General features: G+C 38.6%; 14 protein-coding genes and 2 tRNA genes. 10 read left to right on the top strand and 6 right to left on the bottom strand.

Going from position 1 to position 17,775, the window contains the following annotated elements; all coding sequences use genetic code 11:
- Positions 1-28: 28 nt before the first annotated feature.
- The 3 genes from C1642_RS02305 to C1642_RS02295 are packed head-to-tail and all read right to left on the bottom strand — an operon-like array spanning position 29 to position 4,959.
- Complete coding sequence (locus C1642_RS02305; protein ID WP_103235856.1) at positions 29-3,127, bottom strand: efflux RND transporter permease subunit; 3,099 nt, start codon at positions 3,125-3,127, stop codon at positions 29-31.
- 15 nt (positions 3,128-3,142) lie between these two features.
- Positions 3,143-4,261 carry an efflux RND transporter periplasmic adaptor subunit gene (locus tag C1642_RS02300; RefSeq protein WP_103235855.1) on the bottom strand — a complete coding sequence of 373 codons (1,119 nt, stop codon included), beginning with the start codon at positions 4,259-4,261 and terminating at the stop codon, positions 3,143-3,145.
- 59 nt (positions 4,262-4,320) lie between these two features.
- Entirely contained in the window at positions 4,321-4,959 is a 639-nt protein-coding gene (locus tag C1642_RS02295) for a hypothetical protein (RefSeq protein ID WP_002027721.1), read from the bottom strand.
- 282 nt (positions 4,960-5,241) lie between these two features.
- On the opposite strand from C1642_RS02295, the gene pilG reads away from it, so the two are divergent.
- From pilG to C1642_RS02265, 6 genes are all read left to right on the top strand, one after another.
- Positions 5,242-5,625: a twitching motility response regulator PilG gene (pilG, locus tag C1642_RS02290; RefSeq protein ID WP_000389061.1), complete on the top strand. Its 384-nt coding sequence runs from the start codon at positions 5,242-5,244 to the stop codon at positions 5,623-5,625.
- Between the two features lie 23 nt (positions 5,626-5,648).
- A complete protein-coding gene (locus C1642_RS02285) occupies positions 5,649-6,011 on the top strand; it encodes a response regulator (protein WP_000101096.1) in 363 nt (120 codons plus the stop codon).
- Positions 6,012-6,071: 60 nt separating this feature from the next.
- The gene (locus C1642_RS02280) at positions 6,072-6,608 is read left to right on the top strand and encodes a chemotaxis protein CheW (protein ID WP_000729762.1); all 537 of its coding nucleotides are present in this window, start codon (positions 6,072-6,074) and stop codon (positions 6,606-6,608) included.
- A gap of 46 nt (positions 6,609-6,654) precedes the next feature.
- Positions 6,655-8,733, top strand: a complete 2,079-nt coding sequence (locus tag C1642_RS02275) for a methyl-accepting chemotaxis protein (RefSeq protein WP_000505931.1) — start codon at positions 6,655-6,657, stop codon at positions 8,731-8,733.
- Positions 8,734-8,879: 146 nt separating this feature from the next.
- Positions 8,880-13,394, top strand: coding sequence for an Hpt domain-containing protein (locus C1642_RS02270; RefSeq protein ID WP_103235854.1), 4,515 nt, complete (start codon positions 8,880-8,882; stop codon positions 13,392-13,394).
- Positions 13,391-13,855, top strand: coding sequence for a hypothetical protein (locus C1642_RS02265; protein WP_000678920.1), 465 nt, complete (start codon positions 13,391-13,393; stop codon positions 13,853-13,855). The genes C1642_RS02270 and C1642_RS02265 overlap by 4 nt, the downstream gene beginning before the upstream one ends.
- 35 nt (positions 13,856-13,890) lie before the next feature.
- On the opposite strand, the gene dapE is transcribed toward C1642_RS02265, so the two are convergent.
- The 3 genes from dapE to C1642_RS02250 all read right to left on the bottom strand — a co-directional run bounded on the left by dapE (position 13,891) and on the right by C1642_RS02250 (position 16,303).
- Complete coding sequence (dapE, locus tag C1642_RS02260; RefSeq protein WP_001016581.1) at positions 13,891-15,027, bottom strand: succinyl-diaminopimelate desuccinylase; 1,137 nt, start codon at positions 15,025-15,027, stop codon at positions 13,891-13,893.
- A 125-nt stretch (positions 15,028-15,152) separates the two neighbouring features.
- Entirely contained in the window at positions 15,153-15,296 is a 144-nt protein-coding gene (locus tag C1642_RS02255) for an entericidin A/B family lipoprotein (protein WP_001984826.1), read from the bottom strand.
- Positions 15,297-15,394: 98 nt separating this feature from the next.
- Entirely contained in the window at positions 15,395-16,303 is a 909-nt protein-coding gene (locus C1642_RS02250) for a DUF1853 family protein (RefSeq protein WP_032018856.1), read from the bottom strand.
- 104 nt (positions 16,304-16,407) lie between these two features.
- Here C1642_RS02250 and C1642_RS02245 point away from each other — a divergent pair, with 104 nt between their 5' ends.
- From C1642_RS02245 to C1642_RS02230, 4 genes are all read left to right on the top strand, one after another.
- On the top strand, positions 16,408-16,776 hold the full coding sequence (locus C1642_RS02245) for a YbaN family protein (protein WP_001259501.1): 369 nt from the start codon (positions 16,408-16,410) through the stop codon (positions 16,774-16,776).
- 89 nt (positions 16,777-16,865) lie between these two features.
- Entirely contained in the window at positions 16,866-17,369 is a 504-nt protein-coding gene (gene elsL / locus C1642_RS02240; protein WP_021511304.1) for a cell wall-recycling L,D-carboxypeptidase ElsL, read from the top strand.
- A gap of 206 nt (positions 17,370-17,575) precedes the next feature.
- Positions 17,576-17,651 (top strand) — tRNA-Val (locus tag C1642_RS02235).
- Between the two features lie 24 nt (positions 17,652-17,675).
- Positions 17,676-17,752, top strand: a tRNA-Asp gene (locus C1642_RS02230).
- The last annotated feature ends 23 nt before the right edge of the window (positions 17,753-17,775 follow it).

Here is a 17,775-nt window from a genome sequence, read left to right as displayed (position 1 = left end):
AAACGCGGATTATACGATAGTCGCTGCATTATGACATGAATCGTCGGGTTTGACGCAGCATAAAGTTTTTCAAGTCATCCAGATAAGTGAAAATGACGGGGACAACCACAAGAGTCAATAAGGTAGAGGTAATGACACCCCCAATTACAGCATGAGCCATTGGTGCACTTTGTTCACCACCTTCACCTAGACCTAGAGCTAATGGAACCATACCCATCACCATCGCACTTGTTGTCATCAAGATTGGGCGTAAACGGGTTTTGCCTGCTTGTAAAATAGCATCATAACGACTTATCCCATCTTCCATCGCTTTTTTAATAAAGTCGATAAGCAAAATCGCGTTTTTGGTTACCAGCCCCATCAGCATAATAATGCCAATAATTGAAAATAGATTTAGGGTACTCCTAAATAAGAATAAGGCCAGGAAGACACCAATCAGGGACAATGGTAAAGATGCCATAATCGCAGCAGGGTGAATAAAACTATTAAACTGAGAACCCAACACAATATAAATAAATACAATCGAAAGGGTAATTGCCGTTAACGCATAACCGGCAGATTCAGCCATATCGGCATTTGCCCCTTGAGTATCAAAGGTATAACCAGCTGGCAATTTGAATGCTTTTTGCATTTTATCGATATCTTGACCGATATCCCCACTTGGACGTCCTGAAGTGTTTGCTTCAATTAAAACTTCACGTTCAAGGTCACGTCGGTTAATTTGCGAAGCTCCAAGTTTTTCTTGGGTTGTGGCTACGGCGCTTAATGGAACTAAAATATTTTGCCCATTTGCATTGGTTTTATTCGAGTTGAGATATAGGTTCTGTACATCTTGGGGAAGCACACGTTTATTTTCATTTAAACGGATATTCACATCATAAGTTTCGCCGTCACGATCTTCCCATGTTGTGACATTGTCACCTGCAATGAGTGGTCGAATCGCATTCGCAATTTGAGAAACAGATAAACCTAAATCACTGGCCAGTACACGGTTAATATGTACACCTAAAGTCGGTTTAGGTTCTTTTAAAGAGCTTTCTAAATCGACCACACCATCAATTTTTTCCATTTCAGCCATGAAACGATCCGAGATTTTTTGTAGTTCATTTAGATCAGATCCTTTAATAGAAATCATGATTGGCTTTTGACCACCAGACACTGAGTCTTGAGCAGCAGCGACTGAAGTCACTCGGATGCCAGCTACACTTTGTAAACGATCACGGAATTCATTGTTGAGTGTTGTCAGGTCTGCGCTACGTTCTTGTTTTGGTTTTAGGGTGACTCCTAAACCTGCATGGTTTTTACCGGAGTCGACTTCACTGTTAACCACTCCATAAGTAGAAACGACATCAGGGAATTGCCTAATAATCTGATCAACTTGATGTAATTTTGCTTGGGTATATTCTAAAGAAGAATCAACAGGGGTTTCGAACTGAATACGAATTTCACCTTTATCTGGTGTAGGTACAAATTCGCTTCCGATCATTTTTGATAAGCCTAATGCCACAACCAATGAAACAATTGCAATAATGACTGTGATGAAACGAAAGCGTAAGGCAAGCTTTAAAAGCTTTTCATAGATATGCGTTAGGCCATCTAATAGATTAGAAATATAGTTAAAGAAACGTTGCAGTCGACTTTCTTTTTTCTTTACAGGATCTTTCCAGTGTGCGGAAAGCATTGGGTCGAGTGTAAAGCTGATGAACATGGAAATAAGAACAGCCGTACTGACCGTTACCCCAAATTGGTAGAAGAAACGCCCAATTAAGCCTCCCATAAATGCAACTGGTAAAAATACCGCCACAATGGTGAGTGTGGTTGCAAGTACTGCTAACCCAATTTCTTTAGTACCGTCTAAAGCCGCGGTGACATGGTCTTTGCCGAGCTCTGTATGTCTGACAATGTTTTCCCGAACCACAATTGCATCATCAATTAATAGACCAATACTCAGTGACAGGGCCAACAGTGTCATCATGTTAATGCTAAACCCAAATGCCCAGATGAATGTTAATGTGCCAAGTAGGGTAATCGGTAAGGTTAAACCTGTAATAACAGTAGATCGGAAGGAACCCAAAAAGAGTAAAACAATTAAAACCGCTAAGACCGCTCCTTCAATAATGGTGCGAACAACGTCTTTAATTGAAGCACGAATACCTTTAGAGCTGTCAGCGACGACTTTATAATTCAAACCCGCAGGCATTTGAGCTTTTAGCTTCTCTAAGGTTTGATAAGTCTTATCAACAACTTGGATTACATTGGCATCGGAACTTTTTAAAATATCGACAGAAACCGCTGTTCTTCCATTATAAAAAGCACTTGATTGCAGTTCTGCTTGAGTATCTTCAACGGTTGCTACTTGTTTTAGAAAAATAGGGGAACCATTTTTATTAGCAATAACTAAATCACCAAATCCAAGAGGATGGATGACTTTTGATTGAATCTGAACAACTAGTTCAGAATTCTTTTGTTGTAAGGTTCCTGCAGGTACTTCTATATTTTCATTTTTTAGGGTGTTAATTACCTGATCAATACCAATACCATAACTTTGTAATTGTTCAGGATGAACCTTAATCCGAATTTGACGTTTAGCATCACCTAGTAAATTGACATTACCCACACCAGAAACAGTTTTAAGCTGAGGTACAATTTTTTTGTCTACATAGGAGCTTAATTGAGCCAAGCTCATGCTGTTAGATTCAAACACGACTGACATAATTGGGCTAGATGATGGATCGTAGCGTTGTACAATCGGCGTATCTATTTCATCGCGGAATTGGGCAATAACTGGAGCAATTTTGTCGCGAACATCTTGTGCTGCAATTGCCGAAGACGTATCAAGATTAAACTCTGCAATCACCATCGAAAGCCCTTCACTTGAGCGTGAAGTAATTTGTTTAATACCTGAAATGGTATTGATTTGATCTTCGAGTTTTTTGGTAATGTCCGATTCAACTGCTTCAGGTGAAGCACCCGCATATTGCGTAGTGACGACTACGAATGGGAAATCAATATTTGGAAACTCTTCAACGGTCATACGTTTCCAAGATGCCAACCCGAGTACCATTAGACTGAGCATCATCATGATGGTAAAAACGGGGTACTTCACACTAATTCGGGTAAACCACATAAGCTATTTGCTACCTTATTTATTTTTTTCGGTTGTAAGCGTCACTTTTTTATTGATATCAGAATCTTCAAACTGGACACGACTTACCTGATCTGTACTTTGTAAACCCTGAACTAAAGCAATATTTTCGTTGTATCGTTGCTCAACCACTCGAATTTTGACTTTCTGAATCGTTTGATTGCGTATCACCCATACAAAAGGATCATGTTGCAGATTTTGAATGCTATCTAAAGGAATGGTTTGGCCCTGATTGCTATCATTATGCAAAATAATACCGTTAATGAACGCACCAATACTTAATGAATCAATCGCTTCTTTAGGGCTCGCAAAGAATTCAATTTGTCGGCTATCTTGATCTGCTACAGGTGAGATACGAGTCAGTATGGCATGTAATTGTTTCGAGTTACCCTGAATCTGATACTGGATAGAGCTACCTACTTTTAAGGCAGCTTGTTGCTCAATAGGTAGTTTCGCTTGTATTTCTAATTGATCCGGATTAACGATTTCAAATAATGTTTGTCCAACCGAAACGGTTTGTCCCGGTTCAACTTGTCGTTTCGTAATCACACCTGAAATGGGGCTGGTAATAATACCGTCTCGATCAGCTTTTTTAGCAATATCCACATTGGCTTGTTGAGCTCTAACACTTTCAAGTTGACCTTTATAATCCACCTGACTTTGTTCAAACTCTACACGGGCAATAAAGCCTTGATTGAGCAATCTTTGTTTTCGATTCATCAAATTACGTGCAAGTTCTGCTTGTGCCTGAGCAGAAGCAAGATTAGCCTGTGCCTGAGCTAAGCGTGCAGCATTGTCTTGATTATTTAATCTAACTAAAACTTGGCCTTTTTGTACCTTTTGACCTACATTGGCTGTAACGGCAGTCGCTGTTGCACTAACTTGGGCTTGAATAGAACTTTGTTGTACTGCACGAATAGTTCCTGTAAAAGCGGTTTGAGCGGCGAGTGAGCCTTCTTTTACAGGAATTAAATCTTGAGGAATGAGTTCAATTTTTTTAGGTTCAGATGCTGTTGTTTTTGGTACTTCTTGCTGGTTACATGCAGCTAAGATTAAACTCAGACTGATCAAGCTTAATTTAAAAAAAGTAGAAGGGGTAAGATGCGTTGTGCGCATACAGCATCATCCTGTAATTCAAATTTTATTTTGCCCCTATTCTTGATAAAGCTGTAACCTTATTCAAGCTTTTTTAAACGTTCGATAATATTTTCATAATCTTTATTGGTGCGATTATAGGTTTTCGAAAGTATTTCAAGTGTTTGTTTAACCTTATTAATATTCATAAGATTGTTTTCAATCAAGGTTTTATGTCTTTCGGGAACTTGTTCACCCTTACGAAAATATTCCATTTCTTGCCGCTTAAATAAAATTTTGTCTTGTTGTAATTGGCTCAGTTGGTCCTGCTGATAATTTATTTGTTTTTTAATTGCCAATAATGCTTGGTCTCTTTTAATCGTCGCAGTTTTACTATTGCTATATGCTCTTTTTAATTTGTTATCTTCTTCTCTATATCGAGCTGATAATGCACGCTGTGAGGACTGATTTAAATCGGCTTCAGAATTATAAGGATGATTTCTTTTAATGACCTGCATATTCTGGTCGAGTGCTTCATATCCATAGCGAATATGAGCCGGCGTTACGGATGTACTAATATTCGCAATACCATGCTGATCATAATAACGATACCAGACAGCTTTAGGAGCAGCATTTGCAGCCAACGTTGGGGAAGAGAAAAACAGTGCTCCGCAAGAGGCAATGCCTATAGATACAGACAAGCAGTTCCTATAAAAGGCATATTTCATCCGCTTATTCATAAAATTCCCCAAAAAAGAAAGGTAAGTCACTTATTTTTAAATAATTAATCTTAAATATATTAGTTATTATTTAACTGAATAAAAATATCGACATTATAAAAAAAATGATAATTTTTTTGAAAGTGTGATGAGGTTAAAAGTTATTGTTTATAAATGAGAAAGTAGACAAAAAGCTTTCATTGAAAATAGAAGTATAGATATGTTAAAAATGCGTATAAATCTGTAAAAACAAATTTAAGTTAAATTGCATTTATATTTTATGTTATGGGGATGGAAGATTAAATGGAAGATGCATTCCAAAATCTGAAAGTAATGGTTATTGATGACTCAAAAACTATACGCCGTACCGCAGAAACTCTATTGCAACGCGAAGGTTGCGAAGTGATTACTGCTGTCGATGGATTTGAAGCTTTATCTAAAATTGCTGAAGCGAATCCGGATATTGTTTTTGTAGATATCATGATGCCTCGTTTAGACGGTTATCAAACTTGTGCTCTGATTAAGAACTCTCAAAATTATCAGAACATTCCCGTTATCATGCTCTCTAGTAAAGATGGTTTATTTGATCAGGCAAAAGGGCGTGTGGTAGGTTCAGATGAATACTTGACGAAACCTTTTAGCAAAGATGAATTGCTAAATGCGATTCGTAATCATGTAAGTTCATAATAAGTAATTTGAGGGCAAAAGAAATGGCACGTATTCTCATTGTTGATGACTCACCAACAGAAACTTTTCGTTTTAAAGAAATCCTAACTAAGCATGGCTATGACGTACTTGAAGCATCTAACGGTGCAGATGGTGTGACTTTGGCAAAAGCTGAGCAGCCTGACTTGGTATTAATGGATGTGGTCATGCCAGGTGTAAATGGTTTTCAGGCAACGCGCCAGATTACCCGTGATGAAGACACGAAGCATATTCCGGTGGTGATTGTGAGTACTAAAGATCAGGCAACTGACCGAGTATGGGGTAAACGTCAAGGCGCAATCGATTACTTAATCAAGCCAATCGAAGAAAAGCAATTAATTGATGTAATTAAACAATTTCTAAATTAACTCATCCATCCATAAAAACATAAATAACGGGATAAATACGCCTGTTTTATAGGATCGAGTATGGCTGCGAATGGATTTATCGAGTTACTTCGTTTGTCTAAACGGGGTAATAAGAATTACGCTTCAGTTCAAAATGAAGCACAGCGATGGTCAGGAATTGCTTTTGAAATGAGAGGGCAATACTTCGTCGCACCACTTGGGGAAGTGTCAGAAGTTATCTATCCACCGAAATATACACCAGTTCCAAATACTCAAAGTTGGGTCAAGGGATTGGCAAATATTCGTGGAAGATTACTTTCGGTATCTGATTTGGCTCATTTTATTTCAGGGCAGCGGAGTTCATTTTCGTCTACCCAAAAAGTGCTGTGTATTAGCCATCATGACCAGTATGTGGGGTTGGTTGTGGATCAGGTTTTGGGGATTCAGCACTTTAATAAAAAAAGTTTTTTTTCTCAGAGTTCAGACTTAGAGGAAAACCTAAAAGAATATTGCCAAGGGTATTTTCACCAACACAATCAACATTGGCATGTCTTTTTATTTAGTCGGTTATTGCAAAACCCACACTACATGAACGCATCGACAAAATTTATAAACTAATTTTTATGCTGTGAATGAACAGCGTATTTTTCTGGGGAGAAGCTGTATGGGCTTTAAACTTAAAAAGAAAAGTGGCAATCGCGGTGCTACCGGAAAATCGAGTGTCAATTTTATTGCAAAAATCCAGTCAAAAATTGAGCAGTTTGCCAGTTTATTTGGGGAAAGTGAAAAGTCCAAGCCTATCCTTTATGCAGCGCTGTTATGTTTAGTATGTGCGTTAATTTCATTAGCTTATCTATTTTATAATGTGCCTCGTCATAACCAGTTAATTCGAAGTCTTGGTGAGTTACGTCTGTTATCTCAAACCATTTCTAAACAAGCAACTGAAGCAACAGAGTCGGGTTCTCAAGAGGCGATCACAAAGCTACAGCAATCTAAAAAAGACTTTGATGAGAACTTACTTGAAATTGAAAATATTCACGGTAAGTCGACCGATGAATATCAAAAAGTTGAGAAAATATGGGGTGAGGTTTCAAAAAATATTGATTTGATTTCATCACATCAACGAGTACTTAACCAGTTATATGATACCAACATCTCGATTAGTGAAACGGTTCCAGAGATTCAGGCAGAATATAACTTGATGGTCGACCAAATGGCTCGCCAAGGTTTGCCAAGTAGTCAGGTAATTATTGCTAAAAACCAGGTATTTATTGCAGAGCGTATTTTACGTTCGATTAACTCGGTGTTAAGTGGTACGGACGGAAATGTATCAACTAGTGACTTTAGTGTCGATATTGAGACTTTTGGTACCTATTTAAATGCTGAACTGAATGGTAATGCCGAGTTAGGTGTTGATCGTATTGCTGATCCGGCTTTACGTGAATCTTTAGAAAGTATTAAGTCTGAATATGACAAAGTCTTAAAATCTGCTGCTGCAACGGTATTAAAAAATGGTAGCCAGATTGTCAATGTTCGTCAGGCTTCTTCTCAGATTTTCTCTAAATCGGATGTAATGTTGGAAAGTCTAGGACATTTATCTGATGTTGCAAGAAAGAACTGGCTCACCTTATTTTTAGGTGCTGTTCTTATTCTTTCATTAGGCGGACTAATTTTCTCTGTATTCAAGTTAATTACACTACGTAGTGTAATGGATAAGCAACGTGTTGCTCGATTACAGGAAGAATATGACCGTAACCAGAATGCGATTTTACGTTTACTTGATGAAATTGCCGACTTGGCGGATGGTGACTTACGTTCATATGCAACTGTATCTGAAGACTTTACGGGTGCCATTGCCGACTCGATTAACTTCGCAATTGACCAACTTCGAGATTTGGTTTCACGAATTCATGAAACCTCTCAGGAAGTTGCACGCTACACACAAGATACGCAAAGTATTACTAACCAGTTAGCAGAGGCATCAGAACATCAGGCGCAAGAAATTGCAGGTGCTTCTACTGCTATGAATGAAATGGCACAGTCAATTGACCAAGTATCTGCCAACGCTTCTGAATCTGCGGAAGTAGCACAGCGTTCAGTACAAATTGCATCAAATGGTGCACAAGTGGTAAATCGTTCAATTGAAGGTATGGATACTATTCGTGAGCAGATTCAGGAAACTTCTAAACGTATTAAGCGCTTAGGTGAGTCTTCTCAAGAAATTGGTAACATCGTATCGCTCATTAACGATATTGCAGACCAAACGAACATCCTTGCATTAAATGCAGCAATTCAAGCATCTATGGCAGGTGAGGCTGGTCGTGGTTTCGCCGTGGTTGCCGATGAAGTACAACGTCTTGCTGAGCGCTCAGCATCTGCAACCAAACAGATCGAAACACTGGTTAAAACAATTCAGACCGATACCAACGAAGCCGTTATTTCAATGGAACAAACAACGACGGAAGTTGTACGTGGTGCGAATTTGGCAAAAGATGCGGGTATTGCACTGGATGAAATCCAAAAAGTATCGGGTGACTTGGCAAAATTGATTGCGAGCATTTCCGACGCAGCAAAACTTCAGTCAGCATCTGCGAGTCACATTGCAACCACCATGACGGTTGTACAAGAAATTACTTCGCAAACAACAACGGCAACGTTTGACACTGCTCGCTCCGTATCAGAGTTGGCGAATATGGCAGAGTCATTACGTGAGTCAGTAACGGACTTTAAATTACCAGACTAAATTGGGGGATAAGAATAGCTATTCTCATATCGCTATTCTTTTAAAAGTATGAGCAGCGCCAGACAAATATTGGGGAGATAGTTATTTTTCTGGTGTTGTCTCTGTAGTTTTCCCCACTCAGGGGGTAAGCAAAAGAAGCCTTTGCTATGAAAGAAATATTAAAAACTTTAACTGAAGCAATGACGCTACCTGAAGATAGCTATTCTGAACAAGATGCTGAGTTTCTTGAGATCTTCATTGAAGAAATTGAAGAGATTTTTGTTGATTTGCAACCTTTGATAAATAAATGGATGCAGTCTGAGAATATTGCTACGCTCACTGAAATTCGTCGTCATTTCCATACCTTAAAAGGTTCCGGAAGAATGATTGGTGCTAAATCTTCAGCTGAGCTTGCGTGGACAGTTGAAGATACACTCAACCGGGTAATCAACCAAAGCTTACAATTAACGCCAACTATCCAGAGCTATGTGCAGTTAGTATTTAAGTTCTATTTCCTTAAATTAGTAGATAATTTTAAGCAAAAAAGAGCACATACCTTAGATTTCAGACCTCTTATTTTATTAGGCCAACAACTACAACAACAGCAAAGTTTAGAACCAGCTTTAGAAGAGCTTTTACAACTTTCAAATACGCTTACGGCCGAAACAGTGACTGGTCTTGAGCTAGGTTATATCGAACAAGATTCGTTAGCCGAGCCAATCATTCAAACTACACATACTGAAATTGAAATAAATCTAGATGAAACCTTGACCTTATTTATGGAAGAGGCAGAAGAACATTTAGCCACGATCCATCAATTCTTAGATCAAGAGTTACATCAGTACGACAGTTATAATGCTTTAATCCGCGCTTTACATACTTTGCGTGGTAGCTCTGCAATGGCGCAGGTCGAAACAATTTTCGAGGCCAGTACCAAAGTTGAGCATTTATTTAAAATACTGCTGCAAGAAGAGTTATCTTCTCACTCTGAAGAAATTTTATTATTACAGGAATATCGTGAGTTTGTTCGAGATAGCTTGGAACTACTATCTAGATATAGTTCAAGTGAACAGCTCGAAGCGAGATTGCAGCAATTTAATCAATCTTGGGATGCATATGTTGAGCAACATGGCGACCGAACAGATCCGTTAATGCCTTCTCATGGCTTAGTATCGCAATTATTACAATTAGATGTTTCTGAATTACTGGATGCAGAATTAGATTTTGAGAAGGGAATTCGTAATGAGTTTCCTGATTACCTTGAACGCCTAAGTGAACAGGCTGATTTATTACTGCAACATACACATTCTCAAGCAATGCTGGGTTTACATGAATATACCAGCCAACTTAAAGAAAGTTATGAAGTACTGCTTGATAAACCTGCGTTATTACAATCAGACTATATATTTGAAATTTATCAAAAAGCGCATCAACAGCTCATTCAATTATTTGATGCTTTAGCTGCTGGTCAGCGAGTCGGTGTTGTTAAGCAACATCAAAGTATTTTAGAAGAATTAAAACTTTATACGCAGTACACTCCAGACCTATCAAATGACCTGCCTCAGCAGGATTCGACATCTTTTGAACCAATATCCAATATTGAACAAGAGCCAGAAGTAGTAGCTACTGTAGAGAATTTCTCAGACTCTGTAGACTGGGCGGTATTAGGTCAAAGTGTGCAGCAAGATCGACAATATATTTCATCTACACAAGTGAATCGAAATTTTGATGCTGATCTTTTAGATATCTTTCTTGAGGAAGCTGAAGAATTACTTGAGGGAATTGATACCGATCTTAATATTTGGGTAGGTGAGCAAGAAAACTTTGCAGCTCTGAACAACCTAATGCGTTATTTGCATACCTTGAAAGGGGGCGCAAATATGGTTCAGGCAACGTATCTTGGTTTGATTGCCCATGAATTAGAAAGCATCTATGAGCGTTTAATTCAAAAGCAATTAGTGGCAACTTCAGATTTAATTGATTTTATTCGTTTGGTTCAAGATGACTTGGCTGATCGTTTACAAGTCATGCGTGAACAACAACTAGATTATGCAGCCCCTTACACAATTAACGCATTAAAACGAGCGGGTCAAAACTCTAACTTCCAACCTTTACCAGTCGTTGAGGCATTTGATACTGAAAGTGAGATATTCTCTGAGCAAGAGGTGATATCTGAAATAATAATAGATGAGATACCAGTAGAACTTGAACCTGCTCTTGCAAAGCTAGAAACTCATCACGATCAGGTATTCGATACAGCGGTTACCGAGTTAGCTACTCCAGTTGAGATGATTACCACGGTTACATCGCAAGAGAGTGAAATTGCAGCTGATGAACAGGACATTGAGGCTGTTGTTGAACAGACGTTCCTAGAAGAAGCTACTGAATTGTTAGAAATGGCTGAGTCGCTATTAAAACAATGGTTTGAACAACGTACAAACCGTAGTATTTTGCTTCAGCTACAAAGAGCCGTGCACAGTTTGAAAGGTGGTGCACGAATGGTGGGTTTAGAAGCCGTACAAGCAATTGCCTACCAACTAGAAAATGCTTTTGAACAATTTGCGTTGCATCACTTCAATTCAAATATTTATGATCATTTATTAGAAAGTGCAATTGCATGGTTAAAAGATGCAATTTTCAACCATAACTATCAGCATTTCGATGGATTACAGCAAAGTTTAGAAAATATTCAATTCTTTGAAACTACAATCCAGATTCCGACTAAGTTAACTAGAGCGGACTTGTTTAGCTCAGAACCGGTGATGACCTTTATACAAGGTGATGGTACAGAGCCTCCACCAATGATGGGAGCATGGGAGCAAACAGAGCGTCTGGATCAGAATAATGAAATGATCCGTGTTTCAGCCGACTTAATCGAGAAAATGATTGATTTGTCTGGTGAAAACTCCATTAACCGTTCACGAATTGAAATGGACCTAAGCCAGTTTAGCCATACACTAGTTGAAATGGAGTTGGCGATTCAACGACTTGCCGATCAGTTACGACGAATGGAAGGTGAGTTAGAAACACAGATTATTGCTAAACATGGAATTGAACATTCTCGTTATACCGACTTTGATCCGTTAGAGATGGACCAGTATTCATCTTTAAATCAATTGTCGAAATCGCTTGCTGAATCTGCATCGGACTTGGTCGACTTTAAAAATACGTTATCTGACAAGATCAGAGATACCGAAAGTTTGCTTTTACAACAATCAAGAATTCAAGCGGAAATTCAAGAAGGTTTAATGCGGACACGTTTGGTCCCATTTTCGCGTTTATTGCCGCGTTTACAACGAATTGTTCGTCAGACGTCTACAGCATTGAATAGACCTGCTGAGCTTTTCGTAAATAATACGGAAGGTGAGTTGGACCGCAATATTTTAGAACGGTTAGTGACTCCGCTTGAGCATATGCTCAGAAACGCAATTGACCATGGTTTAGAAGACCGAATGCAGCGGCAACAAGCAAATAAACCGGAAACAGGGCGTATTGAACTTAATATTCAGCGTCAAGGTACGGATGTTGTGGTTGTCTTTAGTGATGATGGTCAAGGCATTGATGTTGAAAAAGTACGTCAAAACCTTGCCGGATTGATCAAGCCAGAACAAGACTTAGAACAGCAAGAAATACTGCAACTCATTTTCCATCCGGGTTTAAGTACAGCAGAGCAAGTCACTCAGATTTCCGGACGTGGTGTAGGTCTTGATGTCGTGCAGAGTGATATTAAGTCTTTGGGTGGACATGTCAGCGTTGAATCCATCTATGGGCAGGGAACAACATTTACGATTCGCGTACCGACTACAGTAGCGGTAAGTGATGCCTTAATGGTTAAAGTGGCAGATCAACAATTTGCGATTCCACTCGCTCAAATCGATCGAATTATTCGAGTATCACCAGCCTCTTTAGAGCAGTATTTTGAAAGTCCTCAAGAACTATTTGAGTATGAAAATAAACGTTATCCATTACGTTATCTTTCAGAATTTGTTGGCAACCAACCCATACCACGTCTAAATGGCGTGATGTATTCATTACCTGTGTTAATGATTAAAGCCAATAATGGCCAAACTGTGGCACTACTTGTTGACCAGTTAATTGGCTCTCGAGCACAAATTGTAGTGAAACCAATTGGTCAACAGTTCTCTAGCATTGGAGCAATTGCAGGCGCCACAATTTTAGGTGATGGACAGGTCTGCTTAATTTTAGACGGACAAAATATTGCGCGACAAATTCAGTCAACTCAGCGTCATAAACAACTTAGTGAAGCAATATATAGACAACGAGAGTCTGATGAACGCCGTCTCATCATGATTGTAGATGACTCAGTAACTGTGCGTAAGGTCACTTCCCGATTACTTGAACGCCAAGGCTATGATGTGGTTACGGCTAAAGATGGTGTTGACGCCATAGAACAGCTAGAAAATATTAAGCCAGATTTGATGCTACTTGATATTGAAATGCCACGTATGGATGGTTTTGAGGTTCTCAATCTTGTACGACATCATGATATGCATCAATACATGCCAATTATTATGATTACATCTAGAACAGGCGAAAAACATCGTGAACGAGCATTCTCGTTAGGTGTAAGTCAATATATGGGTAAACCTTTCCAAGAAGAAGAGTTACTAGAGAATATCGATGCTTTACTTGTAGCGTCTGAAAGTGAGGTCAAATCATGAAAGGTAGTGTAAATACATCATTGATCGCTAATATGGACCAACAAGAGCTACAGCATCTTATTACGGTTTCAACTGGTTTTATTGACGCTTATATCATTGAATGTAACGATCAGGTACCTATGCTATTGCCACAAAACATCGTGTTGTCTGCCATGGATGTAAAAAATGGCATAAAACATATTGAATGGCATGATGTGAAGCTACCCGTCTACTCAGTACATAACACAATTGATCAACATGCAGTAGCATTAGTGATTGAAGGGGAAGATATTAGCCAACGTTTTGCATTAATCTGTAAAACAATGCCAGTTTCTACTCGTCTGCGTATTTCTGAAATTGTCGATGAAATGGATGAGCATGAGGCTGAACAACACCCAGCAGTATTTAAATATGTGCGTATGCAAGATCAACGCTACTATATACCTAACTTAGAATATATTGAAAAATTACTTGGTTTATAAAAGAAAAAGGAACTCTTTTGAGTTCCTTTTTTATTTTATTGAGCTAATAAATTTTCTAAAATTTGCTCATAAATATCAGTTAATGGATCAAGATCATGTACATCAACATGTTCATTAATTTGATGGATAGTTGCGTTTAGAACACCGAGTTCTAAAACTTGTGCACCTGTTGGAGCAATGAAGCGCCCATCAGATGTACCACCACTTGTTGAAAGCTCAGTCTCAGTACCAGTCACATTTAAAATAGCAGTTTGAGCTGCGTTAACTAATTCACCTACTGGAGTTAAGAATGGTAAGCCAGACAAATTCCAGACAATTTCATATTGCAAGCCATGCTTGTCTAAAATTTCATGAACACGTTGTTTAAGCTGTTCTGCTGTAACCTCGGTTGAATAGCGGAAATTAAAAGTAACTTCTAAAGCACCAGGGATTACATTGGTTGCGCCAGTACCTGCATGGATATTTGAAATCTGGAATGAAGTTGCAGGGAAATACTCATTGCCATTGTCCCAAACAGTTTGGCACAACTCAGCTAACGCTGGCGATGCTTCATGAATTGGATTACGTGCCAAGTGTGGGTAAGCTACATGACCTTGTTTGCCTTGAACCTTCAATACAGCATTAAGAGAACCACGACGGCCATTCTTAACAATATCACCTAATTTATGAGTACTTGATGGTTCACCAACCAAACACCAAGTAATTTTTTCATTACGCTTTTCCAGTGTTTCGATGACTTTAACTGTACCGTTAACAGCAGGACCTTCTTCATCTGAAGTAATTAAAAAAGCAATTGAACCTTTATGGTTTGGGTGTTTTGCTACAAAACGTTCAGATGCAACTACCATTGCAGCTAATGCAGTTTTCATATCTGCTGAACCGCGACCATATAATTTGCCGTCGCGAATTTCTGGTGCAAATGGATCTGAATTCCAAGCGTCTAAACGTCCTGTTGGTACTACGTCGGTATGACCAGCAAAACAAAATACAGGGCCTTCGGTTCCACGTCGAGCCCATAAATTATCGACATCTCCAAAGCGCATAGGTTCAATATGGAAGCCAACCTTAGCTAAGCGCTCAGCCATAATAGTTTGGCAAGTATGATCAATAGGAGTAACAGAAGGCTGTTGTAGAAGTTCTAAGCTAAGCGAGAGAGTGTCTGAGTGGTTCATACCGGAAATTGCGTACTGATGAGGTGAAATATAGTCCGATATAATAGGCGAATCTCTAAGGGATGGGTATTTAAAAATAAAAAAACCTTATCGAAACGATAAGGTTTTTAAATGTTAAGCATAACTTACATTTTATTTTCAGTTTTTTGTGCGGTGTTAGTTACAGCATCACCAGCTTTAGAGACATCTTGACCAAAACCCTTGAACGTATTACAACCTGTTAAAACAAATGCCACCATTACAGATGCGACTAAAACTTTTTTCATCATTTTCTCCGTATAAATTTAATAATGAAGTAAATTTAGATTAAAAAACAAACGGAAAAAGAAACATGATTGTTTAATAGTAAAAACGTTATAAATTGTTTCTATAAGGGCGTGGTCTCTTGTAAAACACCGTTATTTTTGATGAGAGAAGGTTTTAAGCTTAGTAAAGCAGGGTGCCTGAACATATAAAATCGGGTTTCATTAATATTTTGACAATATAGGCCATCAGTCCACCAATAAGCAGTGTTTGAACTCGCTTTTTGATGAGGACAAAGCCATTCATGTCTTTCTAAGCGGTAAAAGTCAGATTTAGGGATTTCTGTACCCCAAGTACCTAAGCGACGTTTTAAATTTACCCATTCAGGAATAGGCTGTTCTTGAGGTAAATTTAGAGGAAGATAAAGTTGTCCTTTTAAGACAGCGAAACGTTGTTGAACTTTAAAACCCAAAGCTTCTGAAAATTGAAATTGTTTGTCAGTAAAGTGGTAAAGCTTTTTACTTAAAGTATCTTGTCTATTTAAACCAATCCATTGTTCTAAATTTAATTGACCTTCACCTAGGTAATATTTTAGAGCAACTTCCCAATGTTCAATTTCTTGAGTATTTTGATTTAAAACTAAAAAATCGAGTTCACCTAAAGTTTTTGCTCCATCAATTTTTTGAATACTATGGCCTAATAACTGATAAGGATGATATTGATCTTCTTGTAGCCAAAACCAAAGTAAATTTTCAAAACGTAAACCTAAGCGTGTGCTCTTAAGCCGAGACATAAATTGAAGTAAGGGTTCTGGTGCTGCATCAAGCTGCTTTAGGCGGGGTAAGTAATTTTGAAAATGTTGTTCCCAATTTTTATCTGTATGTAATTGAAAACTATGTCGAATAGTAAGGCTGCAGGGAAGTTGGCTAAGTAGGTTCGGGCTGGCAATTGTAAAGGCCAATTGTCTTACCATTGGGTGACTGAACTGTAACCATGGCTCAAAATAGGATGTTTTAATTGAGGCAATATTCATACGTTGAGTACTCGAAATAATTCATCCAAATTTCATGGTCAATCAACAAAACAATACCAGAAAAACACTTTATACTACGAGTAACAATAGCTTAAGGTTTATATATGCGAACATTGTTTTGGCGAACTCTGGTCGTGATTTTTATCACGCTTGGTATTATTGGAGCAATTTTACCAGGCATGCCGACAACAGTGTTTCTTATTCTGGCTGCTTGGGCGGCCTCAAAGGGATGGCCTCAGATGGATGCGTGGTTGTTAAACCACCCCAAGTATGGACCAACCCTGCGGGACTGGCGAGCAAATGGGACAGTACCGCGTAAGGCAAAGTGGATTGCAACCATTATGATGACCGCAAGTGGTATTCTGATGCTGTTTACTTCGGCGCCGTTTTGGGTCAAGGTCTTTACCGATACTACCATGCTTGTTGTTGCAATTTGGTTATGGCTACGTCCTGAGCCAAAGTTAAAAGATTGATAATATTTTAACTTTGGCGCAAGACAAGCTTTCCCATAATTTTTCATTAAAGCTCAAAATAGTTGAGTTGATATAAGAGAAGAAATTCGATGTCCCAATTTAAACTTGAAGATGCAGATATTCTTATCGATTTAGCAAATCAAACTTTAAGCTTACCTAAACATAATAAGTTTTACGTGATCTCTACTGGCAAAAATGGAATTGGGGAACAAGAAAATACGGGTAAAACCCCACGTGGATGGCATCGGGTTGCTAAGAAATTTGGTATGCAATCTCCCAAAAATGCAGTTTTTATTGCACGGCAGCCCACAGGTGAAGTTTATAGCAGTGAATTAGCCGCACAATTTCCTGAACGAGATTGGATATTGTCACGCATTCTTTGGTTAGATGGTCTAGAAGAGGGCTTTAACAAAGGCGAAGGCCATGACACGATGCAACGTTATATCTATATTCATGGTACACCTGATAAAGAACCCATGGGGGTTCCAATGTCACATGGGTGTATTCGAATGCGTAATGAAGAAATCATTGAATTGTTTGATTTAGTCTCTGAAGACGCATTAGTTTATTTGTCTGAACAATCTTTAACCTAAAATAGGATTTTAAAGATTATTGTTTAATTAGCCGAATGATCAAAATATTAAAATAAGTGCTTAAATAAAATACAAAAAATTGTTTTTTACTTAATAATGACTTATTTTTAATCATTCATTCGCATTTTTTTGAAAAGTTGTCGAAAAGCGTTTGACACCTGTTAAAGATTCTCTATAATGCACCTCACAAACGATGAAGACGTTAAGGGCGCTTAGCTCAGTTGGTAGAGCGTCTGCCTTACAAGCAGAATGTCGGCGGTTCGATCCCGTCAGCGCCCACCAAGCCTTTACGTTAAGATCTCAAGTGCAGCGGTAGTTCAGTTGGTTAGAATACCGGCCTGTCACGCCGGGGGTCGCGGGTTCGAGCCCCGTCCGCTGCGCCACTTAAGACTTAACATCGTTTACC

Source organism: Acinetobacter sp. AKBS16, from assembly GCF_002899995.1.
Lineage (GTDB): Bacteria > Pseudomonadota > Gammaproteobacteria > Pseudomonadales > Moraxellaceae > Acinetobacter > Acinetobacter baumannii.
This window is presented reverse-complemented; position numbering and strand designations above follow the sequence as displayed.

Bases quoted from the DNA above. Each gene is read 5' to 3' on its own strand.
- C1642_RS02305 (WP_103235856.1), bottom strand. From the start codon at position 3,127: ATGTGGTTTACCCGAATTAGTGTGAAGTACCCCGTTTTTACCATCATG.
- C1642_RS02300 (WP_103235855.1), bottom strand. From the start codon at position 4,261: ATGCGCACAACGCATCTTACCCCTTCTACTTTTTTTAAATTAAGCTTG.
- C1642_RS02295 (WP_002027721.1), bottom strand. From the start codon at position 4,959: ATGAATAAGCGGATGAAATATGCCTTTTATAGGAACTGCTTGTCTGTA.
- pilG (WP_000389061.1), top strand. From the start codon at position 5,242: ATGGAAGATGCATTCCAAAATCTGAAAGTAATGGTTATTGATGACTCA.
- C1642_RS02285 (WP_000101096.1), top strand. From the start codon at position 5,649: ATGGCACGTATTCTCATTGTTGATGACTCACCAACAGAAACTTTTCGT.
- C1642_RS02280 (WP_000729762.1), top strand. From the start codon at position 6,072: ATGGCTGCGAATGGATTTATCGAGTTACTTCGTTTGTCTAAACGGGGT.
- C1642_RS02275 (WP_000505931.1), top strand. From the start codon at position 6,655: ATGGGCTTTAAACTTAAAAAGAAAAGTGGCAATCGCGGTGCTACCGGA.
- C1642_RS02270 (WP_103235854.1), top strand. From the start codon at position 8,880: ATGAAAGAAATATTAAAAACTTTAACTGAAGCAATGACGCTACCTGAA.
- C1642_RS02265 (WP_000678920.1), top strand. From the start codon at position 13,391: ATGAAAGGTAGTGTAAATACATCATTGATCGCTAATATGGACCAACAA.
- dapE (WP_001016581.1), bottom strand. From the start codon at position 15,027: ATGAACCACTCAGACACTCTCTCGCTTAGCTTAGAACTTCTACAACAG.
- C1642_RS02255 (WP_001984826.1), bottom strand. From the start codon at position 15,296: ATGATGAAAAAAGTTTTAGTCGCATCTGTAATGGTGGCATTTGTTTTA.
- C1642_RS02250 (WP_032018856.1), bottom strand. From the start codon at position 16,303: ATGAATATTGCCTCAATTAAAACATCCTATTTTGAGCCATGGTTACAG.
- C1642_RS02245 (WP_001259501.1), top strand. From the start codon at position 16,408: ATGCGAACATTGTTTTGGCGAACTCTGGTCGTGATTTTTATCACGCTT.
- elsL (WP_021511304.1), top strand. From the start codon at position 16,866: ATGTCCCAATTTAAACTTGAAGATGCAGATATTCTTATCGATTTAGCA.